The 22834-nt window shown below is 70.6% G+C and carries 18 protein-coding genes and 3 pseudogenes; 8 read left to right on the plus strand and 13 right to left on the minus strand.

All coding sequences use genetic code 11. From position 1 onward, the window contains the following. Nucleotides 1-21 precede the first annotated feature (21 nt). The 8 genes and pseudogenes from PV396_RS17920 to PV396_RS17955 form a co-directional block, all read right to left on the minus strand. On the minus strand, nt 22-471 hold the full coding sequence (locus tag PV396_RS17920) for a hypothetical protein (RefSeq protein WP_319205766.1): 450 nt from the start codon (nt 469-471) through the stop codon (nt 22-24). 185 nt (nt 472-656) lie between these two features. Then, nucleotides 657-1175: pseudogene (locus PV396_RS17925) on the minus strand (SPFH domain-containing protein); the annotation flags it as partial. Between the two features lie 250 nt (nt 1176-1425). Beyond that, nucleotides 1426-1743, minus strand: a complete 318-nt coding sequence (locus PV396_RS17930) for a hypothetical protein (protein ID WP_319205767.1) — start codon at nt 1741-1743, stop codon at nt 1426-1428. Nucleotides 1744-2263: 520 nt separating this feature from the next. After that, a complete protein-coding gene (locus PV396_RS17935; protein WP_319205768.1) occupies nt 2264-3373 on the minus strand; it encodes a hypothetical protein in 1110 nt (369 codons plus the stop codon). 1177 nt (nt 3374-4550) lie between these two features. Next, nucleotides 4551-7418: an FtsX-like permease family protein gene (locus PV396_RS17940; protein WP_319205769.1), complete on the minus strand. Its 2868-nt coding sequence runs from the start codon at nt 7416-7418 to the stop codon at nt 4551-4553. Next, nucleotides 7415-8155, minus strand: a complete 741-nt coding sequence (locus PV396_RS17945) for an ABC transporter ATP-binding protein (RefSeq protein ID WP_006380198.1) — start codon at nt 8153-8155, stop codon at nt 7415-7417. Before PV396_RS17945 ends, PV396_RS17940 begins: the two co-directional genes overlap by 4 nt. 226 nt (nt 8156-8381) lie before the next feature. After that, nucleotides 8382-9026 carry a PadR family transcriptional regulator gene (locus tag PV396_RS17950; RefSeq protein WP_319205770.1) on the minus strand — a complete coding sequence of 215 codons (645 nt, stop codon included), beginning with the start codon at nt 9024-9026 and terminating at the stop codon, nt 8382-8384. Between the two features lie 1534 nt (nt 9027-10560). Beyond that, complete coding sequence (locus PV396_RS17955) at nt 10561-11508, minus strand: helix-turn-helix domain-containing protein (RefSeq protein WP_319205771.1); 948 nt, start codon at nt 11506-11508, stop codon at nt 10561-10563. A 207-nt stretch (nt 11509-11715) separates the two neighbouring features. Here PV396_RS17955 and PV396_RS17960 point away from each other — a divergent pair, with 207 nt between their 5' ends. From PV396_RS17960 to PV396_RS17970, 3 genes are all read left to right on the plus strand, one after another. Then, on the plus strand, nt 11716-12228 hold the full coding sequence (locus PV396_RS17960; RefSeq protein ID WP_319205772.1) for a 2,4'-dihydroxyacetophenone dioxygenase family protein: 513 nt from the start codon (nt 11716-11718) through the stop codon (nt 12226-12228). Between the two features lie 109 nt (nt 12229-12337). Further along, nucleotides 12338-12601, plus strand: a complete 264-nt coding sequence (locus PV396_RS17965; RefSeq protein ID WP_319205773.1) for a hypothetical protein — start codon at nt 12338-12340, stop codon at nt 12599-12601. Nucleotides 12602-12615: 14 nt separating this feature from the next. Further along, the gene (locus PV396_RS17970) at nt 12616-13557 is read left to right on the plus strand and encodes a sensor histidine kinase (RefSeq protein WP_319205774.1); all 942 of its coding nucleotides are present in this window, start codon (nt 12616-12618) and stop codon (nt 13555-13557) included. Between the two features lie 444 nt (nt 13558-14001). Here PV396_RS17970 and PV396_RS17975 read toward each other — a convergent pair whose 3' ends face one another. The 4 genes from PV396_RS17975 to PV396_RS17990 form a co-directional block, all read right to left on the minus strand. Continuing rightward, nucleotides 14002-14172: a hypothetical protein gene (locus PV396_RS17975; RefSeq protein WP_319205775.1), complete on the minus strand. Its 171-nt coding sequence runs from the start codon at nt 14170-14172 to the stop codon at nt 14002-14004. 278 nt (nt 14173-14450) lie between these two features. After that, a complete protein-coding gene (locus tag PV396_RS17980) occupies nt 14451-15977 on the minus strand; it encodes an SDR family oxidoreductase (RefSeq protein WP_319205776.1) in 1527 nt (508 codons plus the stop codon). A 273-nt stretch (nt 15978-16250) separates the two neighbouring features. Then, entirely contained in the window at nt 16251-16661 is a 411-nt protein-coding gene (locus PV396_RS17985) for a PIN domain-containing protein (protein ID WP_319205777.1), read from the minus strand. Continuing rightward, nucleotides 16658-16879: a type II toxin-antitoxin system VapB family antitoxin gene (locus PV396_RS17990; RefSeq protein WP_319205778.1), complete on the minus strand. Its 222-nt coding sequence runs from the start codon at nt 16877-16879 to the stop codon at nt 16658-16660. The genes PV396_RS17985 and PV396_RS17990 overlap by 4 nt, the downstream gene beginning before the upstream one ends. Before the next feature lie 349 nt (nt 16880-17228). Here PV396_RS17990 and PV396_RS17995 point away from each other — a divergent pair, with 349 nt between their 5' ends. The 3 genes from PV396_RS17995 (at nt 17229) to PV396_RS18005 (ending at nt 21295) form a co-directional block, all read left to right on the plus strand. Beyond that, entirely contained in the window at nt 17229-17615 is a 387-nt protein-coding gene (locus tag PV396_RS17995) for a hypothetical protein (RefSeq protein WP_319205779.1), read from the plus strand. Between the two features lie 91 nt (nt 17616-17706). Further along, the gene (gene secD, locus PV396_RS18000; protein WP_319205780.1) at nt 17707-20067 is read left to right on the plus strand and encodes a protein translocase subunit SecD; all 2361 of its coding nucleotides are present in this window, start codon (nt 17707-17709) and stop codon (nt 20065-20067) included. Nucleotides 20068-20599: 532 nt separating this feature from the next. Continuing rightward, a complete protein-coding gene (locus tag PV396_RS18005) occupies nt 20600-21295 on the plus strand; it encodes an SDR family NAD(P)-dependent oxidoreductase (RefSeq protein ID WP_319205781.1) in 696 nt (231 codons plus the stop codon). Between the two features lie 70 nt (nt 21296-21365). On the opposite strand, the pseudogene PV396_RS18010 reads toward PV396_RS18005, so the two are convergent. Next, nucleotides 21366-21761 (minus strand): annotated as a pseudogene (locus tag PV396_RS18010) (transcriptional regulator); the annotation flags it as partial. A gap of 35 nt (nt 21762-21796) precedes the next feature. On the opposite strand from PV396_RS18010, the pseudogene PV396_RS18015 reads away from it, so the two are divergent. Both PV396_RS18015 and PV396_RS18020 read left to right on the plus strand, forming a co-directional pair. Next, nucleotides 21797-22288: pseudogene (locus PV396_RS18015) on the plus strand (class I SAM-dependent methyltransferase); the annotation flags it as partial. 75 nt (nt 22289-22363) lie between these two features. Beyond that, the gene (locus PV396_RS18020; protein ID WP_319205783.1) at nt 22364-22828 is read left to right on the plus strand and encodes a maleylpyruvate isomerase N-terminal domain-containing protein; all 465 of its coding nucleotides are present in this window, start codon (nt 22364-22366) and stop codon (nt 22826-22828) included. Nucleotides 22829-22834: the final 6 nt, after the last annotated feature.

Consider the following 22834-nt stretch of genomic DNA (forward strand, 5'->3'; position numbering starts at 1 on the left):
CGCCCCAGCCGCATCCCTCATTCAGTGGCTTGGGAAGACGCTGGGAGACGGCACTCCTGCCGTCGTACACGCGGACTGCGGCTCGTTCTCTACGGCCAGTTCCCTGATGGTGACCTCAGAGCTCCGATGGCCGCGCCCGTCCGGTGTGACGGTGAAGGTGAAGCACCCCGTCATCAATGTCTCGCTGGTGAGGAAAACGCCCGGCCCGACGCCCAGTAGCTCTGCCGTCACTATGACATCAGGACCATGCCGCTCGACCCTGACCAGGCCCTGAGCCGGCTTTCCCTGAGGGAAAACCCGAGCGATCTCGCTGTCGTCCAGCACACCGTCGGCCGTCGCCCCGGCGAGCTTTTCCCGCCGAGTCTCAGCACCACTCCGCATATCAGCGCGGGCCTCTCCCTCGGCGCGGTCATCCGCCGTGGCCGCCCAGATCCACAGTCCGATGACGCACACAAGAAGCAGCACGAGCACAGCCAGACAACCATTGAACAGGCACCCTCCGGCTGTTCCTCTCCGCACCCCGTCGCGTCTCCCCATGACCTGAGCATGACGGTCCCCAGACCGGCTAGGGGCACGAGTCCAAGCTGTTACTCACTCCGCCCCTGCCCGAAACCAGCCCGAGCTCGTTGGACAGATCCCAGGGACGCCGACCGCCGTCAGCGGGGCGGGTGATCCGGGAGGGCATCGGGGGTGACGCGCTCGGCCTTGGCTGCTTCGGCGAGGGCCTCGGCAGCGGCTTCGGCGGCCTGGGCCTTGTCGTTGGCGGCCTGGGCAACCATGTCGTCCGAGGGTTTCTCACGGGTGGCCGGCGACTGGGGCAGCACGTCGGTGAAGGCGCGGGACATGCCCTGGAGCGCGGAGGTGATCTCGCTGGGGATCACCCAGAAGTTGTTGCCCGAGCCCTGCGCGAGTTGGGGCAGCGTCTGAAGATACTGGTAGGCGAGCAGCTTGGGGTCGGGGTCGTTGCGATGCACGGCCTGGAACACCTCGTCGATGGCCCGGGACTGGCCCTCGGCCTGGAGGATCGCGGCGGTACGGTTGCCCTCGGCGCGCAGGACGGCGGCCTGTTTGTCGCCTTCGGCGGTGAGGATCTGCGACTGGCGCTGCCCCTCGGCCCCGAGAATCGCGGCCCTCTTGTCCCGTTCCGCTCGCATCTGCTTCTGCATCGCGTCCTGGGTGAAGATCTCCGCCACAGCCAGCACGGCTGCGACGATCAACCAGATCAGCCATGGATCCGTAGCGTGCCTCTTCTGACCGGTGCGGGCGCGAAGGGCCTGACTCCCACCATTGGACCCCGATACGGGGCAGAAGCGATACCCCTGGGGAACGAACCCTGCCTAACGACCGGAGGTTGAAGCGGTGACGCCCGCCCTTTCGCCCCCAGGATGCGGGCCATCGACGGGACCCGCCAGATGAGCGGAAGGCTCAGTACACGACCGGGCAGTTCCCCCAGGCCGAGGCCAGGACCTCGGGAATCTGTGGGACGTCACCGCAGCCATGCGGCCCGCGGGGGAAGCCGTCGCTGGTGAGGTAGGTCCAGCCGCCCCCGGAAGTGCCGCGGAAGTACTTGGTGACGCTCCCCTCGTCCTGCATGCCCACGAGTTCCTCGGGTGTGGCACCGGGGGTGGACTCGAAACGGGTGGCGGCGTAGCGGACGCCGCCGCACTGGCCGTAGAAGAACTGGTGCGGGACCGGCTGGATGTGAGAGAAGCGGGAAAAGCTGCGCTGGTATGCCCCCGTCACGGCGGCCTTCACTTCGTTGCTGACGGCCAGATTGCGGCAGCCGGGGTGGTTAGCGGACGCAGGCAGGGTTCCGGCAGGAGTGGGGGACGCGGATGCCTCCCCGGCCGGGGCGGTAGAGGTGTGCAACGGGGTGGGCGTGGGGGCAGATGTCGGGGGCGTGGGGACAGGGCCGTTCGAAGGGCGGCCTGCCTGCACAGAGGCATTAACGGAAGGCGAGGATGAGGAGGGGGCACCCGAGCCGGCGGGCGAACCTGACGAATCCTGGCACCCTGTCAACACCAGGATCCCGCCCATCACCACCATCACCGACGCACCTATGAAACCCGGCACAGCGAGTCCTCCCTTCGACCGATGAAGCTACGGCCACGTCCTGCGTGACCGCCATGACAAGGGTGTGCGGCGCCGTACGGTCGGCCACCGACTCGTTCGTAGACACACAGGACAGCCCCGCGGTTGCGGGCAGTGGCCTGCGGGGCGGTCTCGATTCCGTATACGCCCTCCGCCCCGGTGCCGTCGTACGTCAGACGGAGGGTGAGGCGGTACGGCCACCCGCCGCCCGCAGGGTCACAGTGGCCGCGACGCCCGCGAGGACGCCCCAGAGCAGCGCGGCGGTCACCCCCTCACCGAGGCCGGACGCCACGTACAGCAACCCCGAACGCATCTGCGTCCCGCCACTCGCGATGCGCAGCGCTTGTTCGGCCAGCAGCCCGAGGACGACCGCGCAGACCCCGCCCGCCGCCATCGCCGGGACGGACACCCGGGTGAGCAGCCCGGGCAGCCACCGCAGGGCGCACCAGACCACGGCGAGGAGCAGGACGTCCCCGAGGCGGTACAGGAGCCAGTCGCCGAGCGGTGCGCCGGCCGGACCGGACCATGCGCCGAGCAGCAGCCACTGACGCAGCAGGTCACCCGGTTCAGCGAGCAGCCCGCCTCCCGTGAAGGCCGTCTGGAGGGTGGCGGCGTTCGACTGGTACGACAGGACGACCAGGGACACCGCGACCACCACGGTTCCGACGGTGGCGGCCAGCAGGGCGGCCCGCGCCGGAACCTCCTCGCGCGGCTGGGGCTCGGCGCCCTTCAGCGCCAGCCGCGCCACGAGCACCGTCCATGCCGCCGCGGCCAGCGCCACCGGCACCACGATCTGCCGCCCGGCCGAGGAGAGGGAGGCCAGCTGCGGCAGGAACCGGTAGCTGCCGTGCCCCCCGGCCGCGATGAGCCAGGGGGCCGACACCGTCACCGCCAGGGTCGCCGCCACCAGGCCCCACGCCCACAGCGCGAGCAGTCCGACCCACGTCCGGCCGCGCTGCGGAGGAAGCCGCCGGACCAGGAGGAGCGCCCCGGCCGCGTAGAGGACGAACACGGCGGCGAAGCGGATCTGGATCGCCGTGTGGTGCAGGCCGAGATAGCGGGAAGCGCCGGTCCCGTCGAGGTACCCGCCCGCGGTCCCGCCGGAGGGTTCGTACGCCCAGGGCAGCAGCCAGCTCTGGAGGCGGGCGACGGCCTCGTAGCCGAGAACGTCGGTGGCGCCCTGAAGATGCAGCGCGTCGGCGCTCGCGCCCGCCCACCACAGGAGCAGCGTCACCATCAGCCCACCCGCCACCGCCGGTATCACCGCGCGCCGGTATTCCATGTCCCGCCCCCGTGTTCGCTTCGTGTCGCCACCCGCCACCGTGGCCCAGGAGACCTTACGTGGCCGCGGTCACCTGTGGATCGCAGCCCCGCTTCGTCCTGCCCGCGCTGCCGAGTCCCCTCGCCATCCCTCCGGGGCCCAGGCGCCTGCGCTGTGACCGTCGTACCGGGCCCGATGCCCCAATGGCGTGCCGTATCCGCCACAGCTGCCCTCAGGGACCAACGGCTGCGGCGCCGGGAGCAGCGCACCGGCGGCTGGCTCATCGGCCTCGCGGTGGTCGCCTCATGGCGTACGCGGTGCCGATCCTCGACCCGGGGCAGCCCCGCACCTGGCGGAACGCCGCCGAAATCGTGACCCGCAGCTCCTGCGTGTGCCCCTGCAATGGCGCCCCTCCGCCCAGCGCCCGCTTCCAGAGCTCGGCACCTCCTCAACCGCTGAGGTGGGCTCCGGGCGAATCCGATCTGACGGCGTGCCCATAGCGTGCCCATAAGACGGGTCAACCACGGTCAACAGCGGTGCGATCCCGCACTCCCGAGCGCCACGCCGGAGCACATAAGCCCAGGTCGGGAGCTATCCGTCCATGCAAGCGCCGTGGCTTCCCAAGCTGAGAGTGCGAGTTCGATTCTCGTCACCCGCTCCAGAGAGAAACCCCAGGTCAGCAGCCTGGGGTTTGTTGTTGTCTAAAACGATTTGGTGGCTCCGTGCCCTCCGCGTGTCCTGAGTCGCGGGCTCGTAACGTACAGAAGGGCCTTCGAGTGCCGCTTCAGGCACCACTGGGTCGAATAGTCTTCCATCGCGAGACGCACTTTCGGTGACCTGGGTCACGAGGTGCGCGGAGGGTCGACCAAGTCGCGTAAGCAGAGCAGCAGTTGTCAGGTGCGCCAGTGCCGCCGCTCACGTGGTCGTCGCGGTCAAGAGCCCCTCACCGGTCAGTAGTTCTCGACTCTGGTGATGAGGAGCGCCCCCACTCCATCTGCCTCCCCACCAGCCTGAACGCAGAGTCGGGCTTCCTCTGCCTGAGCCCCGCGCAACGGCGCCGTCGCGCCCAGAGGTGGAGATGGCCCGGAAGCGCTGGCCAGCTTCGAGCAGCATCCCTTCGGACGGGGACTACCTCCTGCCCCTGGACGAGGGTGATTCACCCTCGTCCAGGGGCACGGCACGGTCGGGCAACGGAGGCTCAGTGCGCGGCGCGGCGGGCCAGCGCCCCGCGAGAGCGGGTCACCAGCGCGGCCAGCAGGGCGGCGCCGAGGGGCACGGCCACCAGGAGGGCGGCGAGCGTCTCCCAGGGGACGATGATCGGCACGTACGGCGGGGCGTCACCGGTGCCGCCCCAGCCGTTGTCGAGAGCCTCCTGGTAGAAGCGCGTCTGCTCGCGCTCCTCGGTGAGCCGCAGCCCGACCGCGGGCAGGACACCGGCCGCCGAGCCGAGGACCACACCCATCGCGGCGACCACACCGCACTGGAAGCCGCTGAGCATGCGGCGCACCCGGGGCGGGGCTCCGACCGCGGCGAGCGTCTTGAAATCGGCCTCCGCGTCGGCCTGGGCGAGACCGGTGGCGATGCCGGCCGCACCGATGGTGACCAGGCCGGCGAAGACGGTCAGCGCGAGCAGGACGAGCCCGTTCTCGTCGACCCAGCCCTGCTCCACGGTCAGCTCGACGTTGCTGCCGAGCTTGGCGATCTCGGCGTCGAGCTTCTGCCGCTGCTCGGTGCTGGGCATCCGGTCGGTGCTGAAGAAGGCGCCGAGGGGGACTGTGGTCAGTCCGGCGGCCTTGGCGGCGGCGGGGCTGAGCACGCTCTGCACTCCGTAGGAGTCGGGCGAGCCGGGCACCTGGTAGGCGGGGAAGGACTTCAGCTCGCCCGGGACCGGCTTGTTCTGCTCGACGGCGCGGTCGGCGGCCTTCTGGTCGGTGATCAGCTTGATGCCGACGGCGCCGTTCCTGTCGACCTGGGGCTTGTGGAAGCTGAGGAGCTTTCCGTCGGCGAGCGCCTTGACCGCGCCCGGGTCGTCGATGCCGAGGACCTTCAGGAGCGGGGCGTCGGCGACGAGGAGACCGCCCTCGACGTAGATGCCGTTGCCGTCGCGCGAGAGGCAGCGCCAGTCCTTGGCGAGCGCGCGCCGCTGCTCCTTGGTGTACTTCTCCGCCGGGTCGGAGCCGTCGGGGGTGCTGGCCCACAGCGGGCACTCGTTGGCCGGCGGGGTGATGACCTCGAAGCGGCCACAGCCCTCGCCCTCGCCGTACGGGGCGCAGCCGGGCTTGCCGACGGCGATCCGGAACACGTCGGCGCGGACATCGACGGGCAGCGTCCGCTGTATGGCGTCGCGGACCGCGGGGACGTCCCGGCCGCCCTCCTCGGTGACGAGCGCGGCGCCGGCCCCGTACGGCAGGCTGGCCCGGTACTCGGCCAGACTCTGGGCGTCGCGGCTCGCGGCGTACGTCGAGACGGCGACGGTGCCCGCGACGGCGGCCAGGACGGCGGCGACAGCGGGTGCCGTACGGCCCCGGTTGCGGACGGCGTCCCGCAGGGCGAGGCGCGGCGAGAGCGGCAGCCAGCGGCTGGCCCGGCCGAACAGGCCGACCAGGGCGGGCGTCATGGCGACCACACCCAGCTCGGCGACGGCCGAGCCACCCGCGACCAGGACGAACTGGTCGGAGACGACCGAGCCGTACAGGGCGATGGCCGCGCCGAGCAGAACGGCGCCGAAGCCGATGAGCGGCAGCACGCGGTTGCTGCGGCGCACGCCGCGACGGCCGGTGAGGGAGGCCAGGACGGTCTGCCGGGAGGCGGTGACGGCCGGGATGATCGCGGAGAGCAGGCCGGTGAGGACGGCGAGCGCGGCGATGGCGAGCAGTTCCTGCGGCCTGACGGTGAAGCCGCCGAACCGCTGCCCCATGTAGTCCTCGAGGAGCGGCCGGAGGGCGAAGGTCAGGATCAGGGCGAGGACGATGCCGACCAGGGCCGCCGCGACGCCGATGACCAGGCCGCCGCTCAGCACGATGGCCCGGATGTGGCTGCGGGCACCGCCGTTGGCGCCGACCAGGCCCAGCTGGCGGCGGGAACGACGGGCACCGACGGCGAAGGCGGGACCGGCGAGCAGGCAGATCTCCAGCATCGCCAGGCCGACGACCGTGCCCACGGCGGCGAGCGCGGCGGCGTCGGCGCCCCCGCTGCTCTCGTAGACGGCCCAGCCTTCCTTCTGGTAGAGCGGCACCTTGGAGTCGGCCGGCGGGTCGAGGGCCACGACGCGCGAGGTGACCAGGACACCCTTGGCGTTGATCGCCTGGACCGTGTTCCACGTGAAACCACCGGCCTTCTTCACCAGGTAGGTGGTGGAGATGTCGGGCTTCGGCAGTCCGGCCTTCTCGACCGCCTTGGCGTACGGCGCGAGGAAGGCCCCCGGCAGGGCGTTGACCTGCTGTGCCGTGAGTTCGCTGGGCAACTCGTACGAGCCGCTGATCACATAGGTGCGGTCGAAGCCGCGGGCGGTGAGGGTGGAGCCGACGGACAGCCCGCTGCTCTCCAGGAACCGGGTGGTCGCGGCGATCTCGTCGTTCTTCTCGGGGAAGTGGCCCTCTTGCAGCCGCATGATGCCCCGGGCGACGGGATCGACGGCGGCCAGCTCACGGACCTCGGTCTGGAGCAGACCGTACCTGGTGGTCAGCTTGGCGTTGCCCGTGCTGTCGGTCAGCACCGTCGAACCGGCCGGGATGGTCTTGGTGACATCCGTCGGGCCGTCGGGCCAGGACTTGCCCGGCGAGTCGTAGTCCCCGGCCGGGGTGTGCTGCTCGCCCTCGGGGTCCTGGAGGATGGCCACGCCGGCCGTTCGGGGGTCGGAGAAGCGAGCGTCGGCGGCACCCAGGGTGCGCTCCATCCGCTGCGCGGGGGTGAGTTCGGCGCTGCGCAGGGTCAGGTCCAGGGCGCTCACGCCCAGGATCGGCAGCGCGATCATGGCGAGGACGAGGAAGCTGCGGCCCTTGGAGCGCCAGGCGTCACGGCGGGCGATGCGGACCGCGGCCCGCCAGGAGTGGAACCAGGTCGTCACCGCTGGGCCGCCCGGCCGGTCAGGAGCGAGTCGGCGTCGCTGCGTACGGTCTGGTCGACGACGGCGCCGTCCCGCAGGAAGACGACCCGGTCGGCCCAGGCGGCGAACCGCGGCTCGTGGGTGACCATGACGCCGGCGGCTCCGGCGTCGCAGCGGGAGCGCAGCAGGGCCAGCACGGACTCGCCGGTCTCGGAGTCGAGGGCGCCGGTGGGCTCATCGGCGAGGACGAGCCGGCGGTCGCCGACGAGGGCACGGGCGATGGCCACGCGCTGCTGCTGGCCGCCGGACATCTCGTCGGGGAACCGGTCGGCGAGTTGGCCGAGGTCCATCTCGGCGAGGGCGGCGAGGGCCTCGGTGCGGGCCTTGCGGGCCGATATGCCGTCCAGTTCGCGGGGCAGGGCCACGTTCTCGGCGGCGGTGAGGGCCGGGATGAGGTTGTAGTCCTGGAAGACGTAGCCGATGCTGCGGCGGCGCAGGGCGGCGAGCCCCTTGATGCCGAGGACGGTGATGTCGGTGCCCTCGACGAAGACCTGCCCGGAGGTGGGGTTGTCGAGGCCGCCGGCGATGGTGAGCAGGGTGGACTTGCCTGAGCCCGACGGGCCCATGACGGCGACGAGTTCACCGGGGTGGACGTCGAGGTCGATGCCGCGCAGGGCGTGCACCTCGGTGGCGCCGGAGCCGTGGACGCGGGTCAGGTTCCGCAGACTCAGCACGGGTTGCTGCTGTTGTGTGGACATGGTTCCCCCTCGGGCGTACGCCGGCGAACGGCCGGACGTCGGTGCGACGGACGGTCGTTGGCAGAGCCGTGCGTACGGTATTGGTCTGGTCGGGTGGTTCGGAGTCTTCATGTGGGTCGGGTGGACCCGGTGGGTCGGGTGGACCCGTTGGACTCGGTCGGCCTTGTGGATCCGGTCGTTCGGGTGCTCAGGGCCGGTCGTGAAGGGCGGATGTCACGGGCGGACGTCACGGGCGGTGGTGTGCGCCCTCCTCTGCCCCGGCCCCCGCCCGCGCCCCCATCCCCGCCGCTCCCGCTACCGCCCCCGGCGAGGCCGGCTCCGGGGCGGTCGACGAGAGACGGATCAGCCGGGACTCGCAGTGGTCGAGCCAGCGCGCCTCGGCCTCGGTCTGGAAGATCAGCTGCTCCAGGACGAGAAGCCAGGCGATGTCGTCCCGCTCCCGGGCCCCGTTCTTCTCCACGGCGGTGAGGGCCTGCGCCTTCAGCCGGGTGTAGTCCTGCATGGCTTTCACGGTGTGCCGACGCTGGGACTGGATGACGTCACGGATGTCGACCCCGGGCGCCCCGACGGCCATGGCCAGCTTGATGGCCAGCTCGTCACGGGCCGGGCTGGTGCGGTCGACGGGGTTCTCGAACCAGCTGCGCAGTTCGACGCGACCGCTGTCGGTGATCGCGTAGAGCGCGTGGCCGGCCTCATCCTCGCCGTCCTGCACGACCATGCCGTCGCGTTCGAGCCGGCTGAGCGTCGTGTAGACCTGACCCACGTTGAGCGGCCAGGTGGAGCCGGTACGGGCCTCGAACTCCGTACGGAGCTGTGAGCCGTAGCGCGGGCCGCGTTCGAGGAGGGCGAGAAGCCCGTGGCGGATGGACATACCGAGTATGTATACCGAGTATGTCCGCGTGGACCAAGCGTCCTGAGGAGGACCCCGGAGGTCCGACTCAAGGGGGACCCGGGCCGTCGCGAGCCGCTCGGCGGCGGCGCGTCCGCACCCCGAGGAAGCCGATGTCGAGGCCCCCCAGAGCCGCCCCACGCCCAGTGTGAGCTCGGGAATCCGCCGGTCGGAGAGGTCGAGGGGGGCCTCGGTGCCGGTTCCGGTGAGCGGCCGTCGACAGCCCCGCGGGCGAGCTCTCGGCGGCCGGGGCGTCCGTCTCGGGTACCACCTCGACCCCCTCGTCCGACTCATGGGCGGGCTCCTACTCTGTTGCCGTTCTGGTACGAGCGGGCTCCACCGGGCCCGTGGGGGACGGCGAGCCGGAGGGGTCGGCCGGTCGGCCGGGCCGCTCCCGGCCCTCCCCCGCCGGCCGCCCCGCGAGGGAGGCGGAGTCGCTGGGCGCGAGCGCGTCGGGCGGCCCCGACAGCTCGGGATCCGCCGGACGGGCGGGTCCGGCGGATCCGGAGGAGGGCGACGCCGACGGGGCGGACGGGCGATCGGGCGAGGTGGATGCGGCGGTCGTGGCCGCGGAACCGTTGGGAGCGGGGCGCGAGCAGGCGGTTCGGGGGAGGCCGTGGCCGGGCGCGAGGGGGCCGGCGGGCGCGGGACGGACGGGACGGTGGGCGGCCTGGAGGGTCTCCGGAAAGGGAGTTCTCCTACACGGCCGGCGGCGTCGCCAACGACCTTCTCTCGTTCGTCGGCAAGGCCCAAGGAGTCCTCAACCCGCAGCAGGATGCTTGATGCGGGCCACTGCATTCGAAAGACGCCATGTGTGCAGTCGCGACGGCCTCACTCGACTGCCGTTCGAGGCGGAGCCACTCCCGGTCGCTGGGGGCCAACCGGAAGCCCTGCTCTCCCCCATCCCTGCTCCGTGCCCATAGCGTGCCCTTCAGAGCGGACAACCACGGTCAACAACGGTGCAACCAGTCCCTCACACCTGCCGCCTGACAACGAATTTTCCCAGGTCAGCGATCCAACGCACCTTCGGTGCGCGCCGGGGGCGGGGTAAATCCCGTGGCGTGCGCCGGAGGTGCTTCTGTGTGCCCTGACGGGGGTTGATGCGGGTCGGGGACGCTGGAGGGGTTCGTTCCGGCCGAAACCGATGCTTCTGTGATGCCGGCGATCACCACGACCGCCGGGCCACAGACCTGCCCACACCACCTCTGATCAGGCCCTATTTACGCGTCAGAGGCCCTACCTCTACGCAAGCGCCGTCGCTTCCCAAGCTGAGAGTGCGAGTTCGATTCTCGTCACCCGCTCCATGACTGAGGCCCAGGTCAGAGACCTGGGCCTTCTTGCTGTCGTCGTCGGCTACTCGCCGCGTGCCAGATTCGTGCCAGAACGTTGACCGTCGGGGTCGGCGGTCTCCGGTTCTGGCACGGCAGCAGCTTCCTGGCGTGCCTTGCGTACGCTAGAAGTAACCGTCGTGGATCGACAGTTCAGCGCTGAGTGTAAATGCCGCACAAGAGGGCGATTACCTGTCGCGGTAGGCGCGTGGACCGGTTCCGTAGTGGTTCTTGAACGCCCTGGTGAAGTGGGAAGCGTCTTTGAAACCGAGGCCGAAGGCGATGTCGCTGATCGTCCGCCTCGCATGGCGAGGGTCCGTGAGGAGCCGCGCGGCGCGTTCGAGCCGCTGCTCCTGGATCGACCGGGAAGGTGAGGTGCCCTCGGCACGGAAGAGCACCTGCAGATACCGGATGGACACACCGAGGGCGTCGGCGACCATGACGGGCGAGAGCTGCGGGTCCGTGATGTGCTCCGCGATGTACTGGCGGGCCCGCAGCCACTGTGCCGATCGAGGGAGCGCCGAGCCGTCGCCGGAGGCGGGCCCCTTGGGCAGCGCGGCCCCCAGGAGCTCCAGAACATTGATGCCGACCTGCTGGACGACATCGGGCTCCAGTTCGACCGCGTGCCTGGTCAGCGAGCGGAGGTAGGGCGAGAACAGAGCGCCTACCCCGTGATCGCCTCGAACGACGGTCGCCATCGCGTCCTGCGGCAGTCGGCAGTACGCGGTGAACAGTGCCCGGGGGATCCTCAGCGACACCAGTCCGAACCGGTCGGGACCCGTGATCCGGCACGGACGGGCGCTGTCATAGAGGGTGAAGTCGCCCGGCCGCAGGACCGCGTCCCGCTCGTCCTGCGTCACGATGACCAAGCCTCGGACGGTCAGGTTGACGAGGAAGTCGTCCTGTGGCGACCGGCGTATCAGTGACGGCGTCCTGAACACGGTGTGCGGATCGGCGTCGACCGTGGACACCTGCATGCCGGCGATCGCGTGAGCGGTGACCGTGCCCCGGAAGCCCTCGGTGCGGCGCCGCGGCGCCGTGACGTCGTAAGGGACGAACGCCTCGCTGATCACCTGGCGCCAGGACGACAGCTGGGAGGGGTCGTCGACCGTCGCTGTGGAGAATTCCAGACTCATGCGGTCACCTCGCTGCCGATGCTGCACGGACCACGGAGATCCGTTGCGCGCAGAGTCAACAATCCCGTGCGGCGGGAGTCAAGACCTGACCGGACGTCTCCCCCTACGTTCGGTGCGGGCCCGAAGAACAGCACCCGACGGGGGCAGCCGCACCGAAATCGGTTGCTGCGACATCCCCTTCTTCCCCGGCATCAGAAAAGAGGAGAGATGACCACTTCCGACGACATCATGAATCAGTATGTCGCGACAGAGGCACGGGTGGACCTCATGCGGGACAAGTACGCTCTCGAAGAGGGCTACATCAGCGACGACAGCACTCCGTGGGTGCCGTTCGCGCCCAACGTCTTCATCAAGCACCTCACCTTCGACGTCCGGACCAGCAGCGCCGCGAACGTGTTGTGGGTGCAGGAGGGCGGTGTGCTCGGCCGCCACCGCCACCGCGGCCCGGTCTCCGGTTATGTGCTGGAAGGCAGCTGGCGTTACATGGAATACGACTGGGTCGCACAATCGGGCGACTTCGTTCGCGAGAGCCCGGGGCGAAGCCACACGCTCTACTCCGAACACGGTATGAAGACGATGTTCTGGCTCAACGGGCCGCTGGAATTCCTTGACGAGGAGGACCGTGTCCTCGAAACGGTCGATGTGTTCTGGTTCATCGATCATTACGAAAGCCACTGCAAGGCGAACGGAATAAAGATCAACGAGCGGCTCTATTTGTGACACAGCCCGACCATGCGCAGGAACCGCCGGCGAAGCGGTTCCCGCGCCTGACGTCTGCCCCGGCCGACCGGCCGAGGCGCAGCTGACCGCTCCTCCTACAGTGACCGTTGTGAACCTCCCACCTGCGGCAGCCGACCTCACCGCGACGCAGACCCGCCGGGAGGGCTGCCTGCGTGCCTTGGGTGTCACCACGCTTGTCCTGCTGGCCGCCGCGGACGTGCTCATCGCCGTCGCCAACGGCAAGACCCTCTGGCCGGTGCTCCTGCTCCTGTCGCTCGGCCTCGCGGCTGTTCTCTGGCCCCGCGCCCATCGGCCCGCGTGGCTCACCCGCAGTTGCGGGCCGTCGTACCAGCGGGCGTTTCCCTGGCCCTGACCACAGTGGCCACGATGACAGAGCGCGTGCGGACCCTCGGCCCCGGTGAGGTGGCGGTCCTGCTCTGCCTGTTGTTGATCGCCGTCCGTGCCTGCCCACCACGGTGGGCGTTGCTGTGCGCCGTCCTCGCAGGCGGGGCAACCATCGCGGCGCCGCTGCGTTTCTACGATGCCATCGCCAAGGAGGACGCGCTGCTGTTCACGCTGCCGGTGGCGCTGCTGACCGGCGTTTTCGCCGGCCTCGGCGGCTACCTGCGCTCCCTGGACCACAGACGCGGCGTCGCGGTCGCCGAGACCCGCCGCTCGGAACGCCTTGCCATGGCGGCCGACCTGCACGACTTCGTCGCCCACCACGTGACCGGCATCCTGGTCCAGACACAGATGGCCCGCATGATGGCCGCCACCGAACCCGGCCGCCTGGACCCGGTCCTGGCAGGCATCGAGCACGCCGCGACCCAGGCGCTCGACTCCATGCGCGTGACCGTCGGTATTCTGCGCGGTGGCCGACAGGAGACGGCCCGCCTTGAGCCGGGCGAGAACCGCCCGGTGGGCGACCTGACAACCCTTGCGGACCTGGTCGACCAGTTCGGCGGTCCGACCGGTCCGAAGGCCGAAATGCACGGCGACGCCTCAGTGCCCCGGAACCTGCCCCACGAAGTGCAGGCTGCCGCCTACCGCGTCGTCCAGGAAGCCCTCACGAACGTACGCCGCCACGCCGCCGACGCCACCGAAGTCACCGTCGCCCTCGCTCACGCCGACGACACCCTGCGCGTGACGGTGCGCGACAACGGCCACGGAGGCTCCCCGCTGCCGTACGCCGCCCGGGGCGGAGGCTTCGGCATCGTCGGCCTCACCGAACGCGTCACTGCTCTGGGCGGCACACTGCACACCGGCCCGCGCAAGGACCGCGGCTGGGAGGTCGTGGCCCGCCTCCCCGCCGCGGCACGAGCGGACTGACCCGCGGGCGGGCGGTCGATGCCTCCGGTGCGTCGATCAGCCGAGCAGTCGCGTTCGCGACGATGGTCGCCAGTTGCTCCACGTGGATCTCGGACGTCTCGCCGACTGTGTACACGAGAACATCCATGGACAGAGCGACGAATGTCCCAATGTTGCTCAGCAGAGTTCCGATAGTGGCGACGCCGCGCAACACGTCCAGCGAACGCACGCACCGACTGACGGCCGCTGTTTCCGGTTCTTCCGGCTTGATCTTGTCCGACACCTGGCGAGGCTATGGCGGCGGTGATCGCGAGCACGTCAGACCGGCGTAGGGCACCGCCTCATCACTTCGACGGGGAAGGACCGCTCACTACCTGCTCGCGACCGTATGGCCGTGGGCACGGTGTGCCTACGGCCATGCGGCGATCCGCTCCGCCTACTCGGTCTTGATGGCGGTGAGCATGTTCAGCCGGGCCGCGCTGCGGGCGGGCCACATGGCGGCCAGCAGGCCGACCAGCGCCGCCAGCAGCAGACGCCGACCGGCTCCGCGCGCAGCCGGTCCTCGCGCAGCCGTACCGCCTGGCGGCTCGCCCCACCCGCGATGTGCACCACGGCTGCCCCGGTCTCCGCCGCCATCCGGCAGGGCTCTCGACCACGTCGCCGACGCGCACCACCAGTCGGCCGCGTCGCCCGCAGGCCGCGTCGCCCGCAGGCCGCGTCGACGTCGGCAGGCTGCCGCCAAGGAACGCCGCGCGGTCGGGCCCGGCGAAGCCGGTGGGGTGGATGCCGTCGGCGACGAAGAGCGAGACCACACGTTCGGCGTCCTTCAGAGCGGCCTGGTGGACCGGGTTGTCGTGCACCCGCGGTCGGCGGTGAACAGGGCCACCGAGACGCGCACGGTTCCTCAAGCGCCCTCAGCGCGTACGGGCCGGTTCAGGGGCGGCCGATTCGGCCGCGGCGGCGATGTTGCGGGCCATGCCGCCGAAGACCGCAGCGTGGAAGGGGGCCACGCCCCACCAGTAGGCGTGCCCGGCCAGGCCGTGCGGATGGAACAGGGCCCGCTGCCGGTAGACCGTGCGCCCCTGTGGGTCCCGGTCGACGGCCATCTCCAGCCAGGCCAGGCCCGGCAGTCGCATCTCCGCGCGCAACCGGAGCAGCCGGCCGGGCTCGATCTCCTCCACCCGCCAGAAGTCCAGGCTGTCGCCGACCCGCAGCCGGGTCGCGTCCCGGCGGCCCCGGCGCAGACCGACACCGCCCACCAGGGTGTCCAGCCAACCTCGCAGGGACCAGGCCAGCGGCGAGGAGTACCAGCCGTTCGCGCCACCGATCGCCTCCACCACCCGCCACAGAGCCTGCGGCGACGCCATGACCGTGCGCTCACGGTGATCCGTGTAGAGGCTCCCGCCCGCCCAGTCGGGGTCGGTGGGCAGCGGGTCGCTGGGGGCGCGGGGAGTCGACGCCGAGGACCACCTGGTGGCGACGTCCGCGTCCTGCACGCGCCGCAGAGCCAGCCGGATCGCCCGGTCGAGGGTGACCGGTCCCTCCGGAGGGTCCGGCACGTAGCGGACGATGTCCCGCTCGGCGCAGACGACCTCGTGCTTGAGCGACTCCACCAGCGGGCGCGCGAGGGCGCCCGGCACCGGGGTGACCAGACCGACCCAGAGGCTGGACAGCCGGGGGGTGAGCATCGGAACGGGGAGGATGACGCGTTTCGGCAGCCCGGCGACGACGGCGTACCGCCGCATCATCTCCTCGTACGTGACGATGTCCGGTCCGCCGATGTCAAAGGCACGGTTCACGTCGTACGGAAGCCTGGCGCATCCCACGAGGAGGCGCAGCACGTCGCGGACGGCGATGGGCTGGATGCGGGTGCGCACCCAGCTCGGGGTCACCATCGCGGGCAGCCGCTCGGTCAGATGACGCAGCATCTCGAACGAGGCCGAACCCGACCCGATGATCACGGCTGCCCGCAGTACTGCGGTCGGCACGCCCGAGGCCAGGAGGATGCGGCCCACTTCGGCGCGGGACCGCAGGTGGGGTGAGAGTGCGTGCTCGGGTACTCCAGAAGGGCTCAGACCGCCGAGGTAGACGATGCGACGGATTCCGGCGGCACGCGCCTGCTCACCGAAGATCCCGGCCGCGCGCCGGTCGGTCTCCTCGAAGCCCCGACCGGTGCCCAGCGCGTGCACCAGGTAGTACGCGACATCCATGCCCTCCAGGGCCGCGCGTACGGCCCCCTCGTCCGTCATGTCCGCGCGCACGGCCTCCACCTGCCCGGACCACGGATGGTCCCGCAGCTTGCCGGGGGCGCGGGCCGGGCAGCGCACGGAATGTCCGGCGGCCAGCAACTCCGGCACCAGCCTGCCGCCGATGTAACCGGTGGCACCGGTGACCAGACAGCGCAGCGGCCGGTCGTCGTCGGTCATGCCGATCGCACGCATGCCTGCCGGGTGCGCCTTGTCCCGCAACGGTCTGCGGACCGGGGGGCGGGAAACGTCATGGCTCTCATGTCCTCCCGGGACGTTCTTCTCCGATGGGCTCTGTCGCTGTTCTCCTGAGCCCATGCTTGGGTCCGAGCACGAGCACCGCAACCTCGCCGGTCCCGGCCGCTGATGCCATCCGCGCCCAGGTTGATCGTCCACCGGCTTCGTCACGCTCCGAGCTCCACCGCGACCAAGGCCGCTCGTCGCGATGTCGCGCCGCCGACCGGCCCGTCAGACGACGTCGTGGATGTTGTGCTCGGTCAGGTCGGATGCGTGCCGGGCAATGGTGCCGTAGTCGGCATCGTCGTGGAGGACGGTCAGGCCATGATGGGCGGCAGTAGCCGCGATGACGAGGTCAACTGCCGAGGCACTGCGATGCTCCCCGGCCTGTGCCATACGGTGTTGCACCGCGCTGATCCAACGCGCTGCGTTTTTCGGCACGGCCGCGTCGGGATAGAGGTCGGAGAACATTTCCGCGATCTCGTCGTACTCACGGCGGTTCCGGGCGTTGTACAGGAACTCGGCGCGCTGCACGTAGCAGGATGCGACGGCCCCGGCATCGATCGCGTCGTACCAGGCCGATTGCAGTTTCGGATCACGGAGCAGCCGGACCAGGCCGGAGGTGTCGAGCAGGTAGATCACCGGCTGTGCTTCTCCGCTCGGTGCGAGCGCTCGGCGTCCTCGACGGCACCCCACTCACGCGCACGCTCGAAGTGACGACTTATGCGCGCCGCACGCTCCTGCTGCTCGGCGTAGAAGTTCAGAGCGAGATTGACCGCTTCCTTTTTGGTCCGGACGTGAGCCAGAGCCATGACCCGCTCCAGGGCGTCGTCATCGATGTCGATCTGAGTCACGGACATACCGTGCCTCCCGCGCAATGTTGGTGATGTACATCGAATGATATGTCACCAACATTCACGGGTACCACCTCTCTGCTTCGGTGTATGCAGTCGCGACGGACCCTCCGGATCAGGTCCGGAGATGATCAGTCCGGTGGGTGCAGGTGTTTTGCGCAGCACAGACCGCCTGCTGAGGCCATGCGGCCGACCGCGCATTGCGCACCCCGTCGGCAGCAACCTTCCTGCGGTGAGGCGGGAACCTCAGGACGCCCGGCGGCGTTCATGTCACTGACGGCCGGACGAGCGGAGCCGTCGGTTCGCAGTGTCGACTGATGGTTGCGTACGACGACTTGACCGGGGGGCAAGAGGCGTGCAGCAGCACCGTGCATACCCGACGCGCCCGGCCGCCGTCGTGCTCTCCGTGCTGGTCGCGGTCCTGACCTTCCTCCTGCCGGTGTCGGCCAAGTCGGCGTCGGCGGCTCGCCCGTCTTCGACGGGCACGGCCGCGGTGGCGATCGCGCAGGCGTCCGCCACCGCCGACGCGCAGCGACCTTTCACCGTGGCGCGTCCCGTGCTCGGCCACGCCGACGCCCTGCCGTACCCGTTCCCGTTCCCGTTCCACCCTTTCCTGGGCCCTGGCGCCGGGGACGCGGCCCCGCACCGCGCTGTCGGCGGTCCCGCCGTGGGCGTGGCGGTCGCGGACGCGGAAGCGAGCCTGGGCAGCCACGCGTATCGCCCGCGCGGCCCGCCGTCCTGATGGAGCACCGAAGTCCGTATCGACGCCTGACCGTCGCCTCCGCGCGCGGGGCAGACGTCGACTCCGTCTGCCTGCCCATCGTGGAGAACTCATGTCTCGCGCGCCCATGTGGCGGGCGATCGTCGCCCTAGGTGTGATCGCCGCCTCGCTCTTCTTCGCTCTCACCCAGTCCGCCCGCCTCGGTCTCGACCTGCGTGGTGGCACCCAGATCGTCCTGGAGACCAGGGACTCACCCGTGGTCAGGGCCGATGCCGAATCGACCCAGCGGGCCCTGGAGGTGCTCCGCCAGCGGGTCGACGCGCTCGGCGTGTCCGAGCCGAGCCTGTACCGGTCCGGCCAGCAGCGGATCTTCGTCGAGCTGCCCGGCGTACAGGACCCGCGCGAGGCCGCCGAAGTCATCGGCCGCACCGCGCAGTTGACCGTCCACCCGGTACAGGGCGTGACGGACAAGCAAGACGAGAACAAGGGGGCCAAGGGGGCCAAGGGGAAGCCGGCCAAGGACGGCTCGCGCATCCTGGCCGACCCCGACCAGAAGGGGGCGTTCCTCAAACTCGGGCCCACCGCCCTCACCGGCGAGGGCGTCAAGGACGCCGAGGCGGTGCTCGACCAGCAGAGGATGTCGGGCTGGATGGTCAACCTCACCTTCCGCGGGCAGGCAGGCAAGGACTGGGCGCGGGTCACCGGAGCGGCGGCCTGTGCCCCGCAGGGCGCCCCCGAGCGGCGCGTCGCCATCGTCCTGGACGGCAAGGTGCTCTCGGCGCCCGCCGTCAACGCGGACGTGGCGTGCCAGGTCGGCATCTCCGGCGGCTCCACGCAGATCACCGGCGGCTTCGACAGAGAAGAGGCCCGCGAGCTGGCCGCGCTCGTCAAGGGCGGTGCGCTGCCGGTGCCCGTGGAGGTCGTGGAGCAGCGCACCGTCGGCCCCACGCTCGGTGCCGACGCCATCGCCGCCAGCACCCAGGCCGCGCTCATCGGGCTCGCCCTGACGGGGCTGTTCATCCTCGTCGTCTACCGGCTCCTCGGCGCCCTGGCCACCATCGCGCTCGCGCTGTACGGGCTGATCTCCTACGCCGTCCTGGTCGCTCTGGGCGCGACCCTGACACTGCCCGGACTCGCCGGTTTCGTCCTGGCGATCGGCATGGCGGTGGACGCGAACGTGCTGGTCTTCGAGCGTGCCCGCGAGGAGTACCTGGGAGTCCGCACTCGGAAGTCGGCCTCGGCGCACCTGGACAAGCCGCTGAGCATCGGCTTCAACAAGGCATGGAGCGCGGTCGTCGACTCGAACGTGACGACGCTGCTCGCGGCCGGGCTGCTCTTCTTCTTCGCCACCGGACCCGTCAAGGGCTTCGGCGTCACGCTCTCCATCGGTGTCCTCGTCTCGATGATCTCGGCCCTGGTGATCACCCGGGTCCTCGCCGACTTCGCGATCCGACGCACCTTCGTGCGCAACCGGCCCTGGCTGACCGGAATCACCTCCACCGGCCGGGTGCGTGCCTGGCTCGCGCGCCGCAAACCCCGCCTGGTACACCACCGGCGCCGCTGGCTCGGCGTCAGCGCGCTGCTGATCGTGGTTGCCGTCGCCGGAATCGGCCTGCGCGGCCTGGAGTTCGGGGTGGAGTTCACCGGCGGGCGCCTGGTGGAGTACAACACCAGCAGGCCCTTGGACGTGGACGCGGCGCGGGCGGCGGTCACGGACGCCGGATTCCCGCGCGCGGTGGTACAGGAGTCGGGGGACGAGAACATCTCGGTACGCACCGGCGAGCTGAGCAACGACCAGCAGCACACGATCAGAACGGCGCTGGCGAGGGAGGGCGGCGAGGTCACCGTCCAGCGGGACGAGCTGATCGGCCCGAGTCTCGGCGACGAGCTGCGCCGGCACGCGCTCATCGCGCTCGGCATCGCCGTCGCGACCCAGCTGATCTACCTCAGCGTGCGGTTCCGGTGGACGTTCGCCGCCGCGGCGGTGACGGCCATGGTGCACGACGTGCTGCTTGTGGTGGGCCTGTTCGCCTGGCTCGGCAGGCCCGTCGACAGCGTCTTCCTGGCGGCCCTGCTCACGGTCATCGGTTACTCCGTCAATGACACCGTCGTCGTCTTCGACCGGGTGCGCGAGGCGCGCCACCGCGATCCGGCGGCGGACCTGGAGACCACCGCGAACAAGGCCGTCATCCAGACGCTGCCGCGCACGGTGAACACCGGTATGGGCGCGCTGTTCATCCTGGCGGCCCTGGCAGTGCTCGGCGGTGACTCGCTCGCGGACTTCTCGGTGGCGCTGATCGCCGGCGTGGTGATCGGTATGGCGTCGACGGTGTTCACCGCCGTGCCGATCGCCGTGCAGCTCGAGGGCAGCCGCCCGGCGCCGCCGGTGCGCCCCAAGCGCGGCGAGAACAGCGGGCCGCGCGGTCCGCTGGAGCGACGCGGGCGGGCGCGGGATTCAGGCGCTGTGGTGTGAGGGGGCGCGGAGGCTCGCGGGGATGACGCGGATGGGCCGGGAAGACGCGCGCATTTGGAGGGCGGCCGCGGCGGCAGCTCCGGATGCAGACGCGGGGTGAACATGGGCGCGGGTGCCGGCCCTGTCCCGGCGTGCCCGATGCCGGGCTGTCGTTCGGCTCGCAGGTGCCGGAAGCCCTCCTGGGCGGGAGGAGGCCGGCCGGCCGGTAGGCGTGATCCCCCGTTCCATGGGCTGCAGTTGCAGTGCCAGCCACACGGCGACCGAGGCGTCCGGTTCACATCCGGCCGCCTTCGCCGTCCTGGTCAGGCCGCGACGGCCTGCGCCGACCGACGGGCTGGTGGCTCACCCCTGTTCCAGGCGGACCACATTGGTGCCGTGACGTGACGTGACGTGACGTGACGTGCAGGGCCGTGCCCAGGGTCTCGTCCGCTCCGTCGCTGTGTCCGCCGGACAGTCGTCGTCCCTGGTACTGGCTGTCCTACCGTCGCGGAGGGCACTGGTTGTCCTCTCGCCACGGGCCGAGGGTGGACGCATGACGACAACATTCATCACCGGAGCCAACAAGTCCCTCGGGTACGAGACCGCCCGCCGTCTCATCGACGCCGGCCACACCGTCCTCCTCGGCGCGCGTGATCCGGAGCGCGGTCGGCAGGCCGCCGACGCGCTCGGGGCCCGCTTCGTGCAGATCGACGTGACGGACGACGCGTCGGTGGCCGCGGCCGCAGACGACATCGCGGCCCACGAGGGGCGCATCGACGTCCTCATCAACAACGCGGGTGTCTTCGGGCCGCATGTCCCCGCCGACCAGCTCACCGCCACCGACGCCGGCGCGGTGTTCGAGGTCAATGTCGTGGGGATCGTACGGGTGACGCACGCGTTCCTGCCCCTGCTGCGCAAGTCCGCGCACCCGGTCATCGTCAACGTCTCCAGCGGCATGGGGTCGTTCACGCTGACCCATGACACCGAGCGCGCCGAGGGCCGTAACCTCGCGCCGCTCTACACGGCGTCGAAGGCCGCCGTGACCATGCTGACCACGCAGTACGCCAAGTCCTGGCCGGACGTGAAGGTCAACGCAGCCGACCCGGGTTACACCGCGACCGACTTCAACGCGCACAGCGGGCCGCAGACCGTGACCGAGGGCACCGACGCGATCGTCGGACTCGCGACCATCGGGGCGGACGGACCGACCGGAACCTTCCGTGACCGTCACGGCGAGATGCCCTGGTGATCCACCTCTGCGAGCGCCGTGAGGGGGAAGGGACGTACGGGGCGGAGAAGCCCGGACAGGCGGACAGGTACTACTCGGCAGCCAGGCTCTGCGTACCGACCACCGCGAGCAGCTCCAGCTTCTCGGCGTCCTCGGTGCCCGGCTCGGCCGAGTAGCCGAGGATGCGCAGACCGCTGCCGTCCATCCGGAGCACGTTGCAGTCCAGGGTGAGCAGGCCCACCTGCGGATGTTCGATCGTCTTGCGTGAGACTTCCAGACTGCCCACGACACCCGCTTCCCACAGCTCGGCGAACCGCTCGCTGCCCGCCCGCAACTCGGTGATCAGTAGGCGCAGTTGACGGTCGGCGGGATACCTGGCGGCGGCCGACCGCAGCTCGGACACCATGCCGATCTCCAAGGCGCGCTGCTCGTCCGGCGTGTGCCGGATCCGGGTGGACGGTCCCAGGAACACCCCCCACGCCCCGTTACTTCGAGACGCGGGAGCCTTTCGACGCCTTCGACGCCGTGGTGGGCCGCTACGTCCTGCCGTACCAGAAGGACCCCGCCGCCACACTCCGCCGATTCGCCCGTTTCCTGCGGCCGGGCGGGATTGTGGTGCTCCACGAGTTCGACTTCACCGTGCGGAACCCGACTTGGCCGCCGTGCCCCCTGTGGGACGACAGCTACCGGCTGCTCACGGCCGCGTTCCGGGCCATCGGAACACCGCCGGACTTCGGACGCCGGCTGAACCGCGTTTTCCTCGACGCCGGGCTGCCCGCGCCGGAGGTCGAGTGCCAGGCCCCGGTCGCGGCGGGCGCGGACTCACCGATCGTTCCGTGGCTGGCGTACACGCTGCGCAGTGTCGCCCCGGTGCTGGCGGGGGCGGGCCTGTCCCTGCCCGCGGGCCTCGTCGCCGACGACACCCTGCCCGACCAACTGGAGCAGGCCGTGCTGGAACAGGGCAGTCAGGTCCTGGGGGCATTGCAGTACGGCGCCTGGACCCGAGTGCCGTGAGCGGACGAGGGAGGCTGCGTGCCCAGGGTGTTGAAGAACACTCATCACTGTGAACGATGGCGTGGCCTCCAGCGGTTGGGACGTCCTGGACGCCTCCCACGAAGCACTGCGCACGGCGGTCCGTGCCGTCCCCGCCGACGTCTGGCAGCTGCCGACGCCCTGCGAGAGGGCTGGACCGTCGCCCAGGTCTTCCAGCACGCCGCCGGCGGACAGATCGGCTACGCCGCCGCGCTGACCGGCGAACCCGGCCCCGACTTCGACCCGTTCGACCCGTCGGGCGAGATGGAGGGCGTGGACCCGGCGGCTTTCCTGGAGGACGCCCTGGCACGTGCGGCGAAGGCGTGGGCGGGGGTCGACGAGGACATGGCCGAGGTGCCCGTGCCGGTGCCGCCGCATATGTCGTCCCCGTGGTCGGGCTCGGCGGCATGCGGGCTGGACGCGGCGGTCCCGCGACCCCCACTGGAGGAGCGCCCCCCAGGCGGCCTGTCAGACGCCGGGATCCAGCGTGTGAATCAGCGGGTCCAGGGGCTCTGCGTGTAGTCGCTG

It is taken from the genome of Streptomyces sp. ME02-8801-2C (assembly GCF_033793965.1).
In the GTDB taxonomy this organism is placed as follows: domain Bacteria; phylum Actinomycetota; class Actinomycetes; order Streptomycetales; family Streptomycetaceae; genus Streptomyces.